The following is a 2,350-nucleotide window of genomic DNA, read 5'->3' as shown; positions in this document are numbered from 1 at the left end:
GACGGCAACAGCGCTGTCGAAGCCAAGGTCAAGGCCGAAGTCGCAGACCTCTGCGCCAAATTCCCGATCTATCCGAATCTTTAAGACGAAGGACCCGACCCCATGAGCTTTCATTCCATTGACCAAGCCCCAGCCCGTCTGAACCGAAGTGAATTGGCCGTGCCCGGCAGCCAACCCGGAATGTTCGAAAAGGCAGCCAAATCCGATGTCGACGTCATTTTCCTTGATTTGGAAGACGCCGTAGCACCGGACGAAAAGGAGCAGGCGCGCAGGAACATCATTCAGGCCTTGAACGACATCGACTGGGGCAACAAGACCATGTCGATGCGGATCAATGGTCTGGACACCCACTATATGTACCGTGACGTTGTGGATGTGGTCGAACAAGCTGGTGAACGCCTTGATCTGATCATGGTCCCCAAGGTCGGAACTGCTGCTGACGTTTACGCGGTCGATATGCTTGTCACCCAGATCGAAGATGCCAGAGGCTATAAGAAACGGATTGGATTCGAGCACATCATCGAAACCGCGCTTGGCATGCAGAATGTCAGTGAGATTGCGGCAGCATCAAAGCGCAATGAAAGCCTGCACTTCGGCGTGGCCGACTATGCGGCTTCGACCCGTGCGCGAACCACGATCATCGGCGGTGTGAACCCGGACTACTCTGTCTTGACCGATGCGGATTCGGATGGTGGGCGCCAGATCCATTGGGGTGACATGTGGCATTATGCACTGGCCCGTATGGTGGTTGCCGCGCGCGCGAACGGACTGCGCCCGATTGACGGACCTTTTGGTGATTTTCAGGACCCTGACGGATACAAGGCCGCCGCAAAACGCGCTGCTGTTCTGGGTTGCGAGGGCAAATGGGCCATTCATCCAAGCCAGATCGCACTTGCCAATGAGGTGATGTCGCCGTCCGACGCTGAAGTTACCAAGGCGCAGCGAATTCTCGTCGCCATGGCCGAGGCCGAAGCCGATGGAAAAGGCGCTGTTTCGCTGGATGGTCGACTAATTGACTACGCATCAATCCGTCAGGCCGAAGTGCTGGTGGAAAAGGCAAGCCAGATAGCGGCGGCCTGAACCAAGCCAGAGTCGCGTGGGCATCCTGTCCGCGCGATATCATCGACAGTTACTGAAACCGAATAATGGCTAGCCGTTCCCCGATGCTATCGTCCCCATGAACCGACTGTTGCGAACATCGTCGGGGCTGGTTCTGTAGCTGCGTTGAAACGCACGTTTCAAAGCGACGGTTGATGAAAAGCCAGTGGCTGCCGAGATTTCGATCTGCGACATGTTGGTGAACTGCAACAGGCTTTGCGCGCGTTCCAGCCGAAGCTCTTTGTATGTCGAAAGCAGCTTTGCCCCGGTTTTGCTCAGGAACCGTCGCTGCAGCTGCCGTGTTGAAGTTTTGAGCACGCGGGAGAGATCGGAAATCGTCAGTGGATCTTCGATGTTTTCCTGCATCGCATCCAGGGTGCGTACGACCAAAAGATCACCCTTTGCCCTATGCACCAACCGTGCGGCTAGTCTGCTTTCGTGTTTTTGCACGGGTTCGGCCAGACCAATATAGCTGCGTAATGAGTCCGCGATATGCTCTCCGTGATCCATGGACACAAATTCAGACAACAATCTCAACGCGCTCAATCTGCTGGTCGCGCTGTGCGGACGCCCGTCGGCGGCCAGATGAGTCCCCCTGCCGCAGCTTTCCAATCCGCTTTCCAGCGCGGCCGCGGCGAAGTTCGGATGCACCGCAACGACATTTCGACCCGCTCTGCCCAGCTGCACAAGAAGCAGGACAGCTCCACCGACCAGAACAGCCCTTGAAGACAGGTTAAGAACTTGCGAGATCCAGCTTCTGCGCGGACCGGCAACGTCCCAGTTGTTTTCCAGGTCGCCCCAGAAAATTGCGGTACGACCCGCCCAATAGAGAGGTCCGCCGACGGTGTTTTTTCCGGACACCCGGAGATTGACCACGTAAGAGAAATCTTCGACCAGGCTGTTCAATGCGTGATAGAACTCAACAACGATTTCAGCCGATGCCAGCGCCCGCTCGTCGCTTAGGATAACATCGATGTATTTTAGTCTTTCGGGCACCTCCGGCCCTGTCTTTGCCAAGTTGGCGCGATCATTTGCGAGGACATAGTGTTTCATTGTTCCTCCATCGATTTGGCAAGAAGCAGCGCCTCGCAGGACGCTGCCCTCTTTCTTGGATTTCAATCCGTCAGGGCAAGAAGCGGATTGCTACGCCTAGCTACCTATTCTGCGGCTTCTTCGTATGCATCCATTGGGGGGCATGTGCAGACGAGGTTTCTGTCGCCGTATGCGTTGTCGACGCGGTTGACGGGTGACC

General features: G+C 56.0%; 2 protein-coding genes. One reads left to right on the top strand and one right to left on the bottom strand.

Annotated features, from left to right (window positions below):
* The first annotated feature begins 102 nt into the window (after positions 1–102).
* Complete coding sequence (locus tag AC2FLP_RS21995; protein WP_496686531.1) at positions 103–1,080, top strand: HpcH/HpaI aldolase/citrate lyase family protein; 978 nt, start codon at positions 103–105, stop codon at positions 1,078–1,080.
* A 69-nt stretch (positions 1,081–1,149) separates the two neighbouring features.
* On the opposite strand, the gene AC2FLP_RS21990 is transcribed toward AC2FLP_RS21995, so the two are convergent.
* Positions 1,150–2,151 carry a helix-turn-helix domain-containing protein gene (locus AC2FLP_RS21990; protein ID WP_496686533.1) on the bottom strand — a complete coding sequence of 334 codons (1,002 nt, stop codon included), beginning with the start codon at positions 2,149–2,151 and terminating at the stop codon, positions 1,150–1,152.
* Between the last annotated feature and the right edge of the window lie 199 nt (positions 2,152–2,350).

The sequence above is a fragment of the Ruegeria sp. CDSA141 genome (assembly GCF_059612005.1).
Note: the sequence above shows the minus strand (reverse complement) of the source record. Positions and strands in the feature narration are given on the sequence as shown.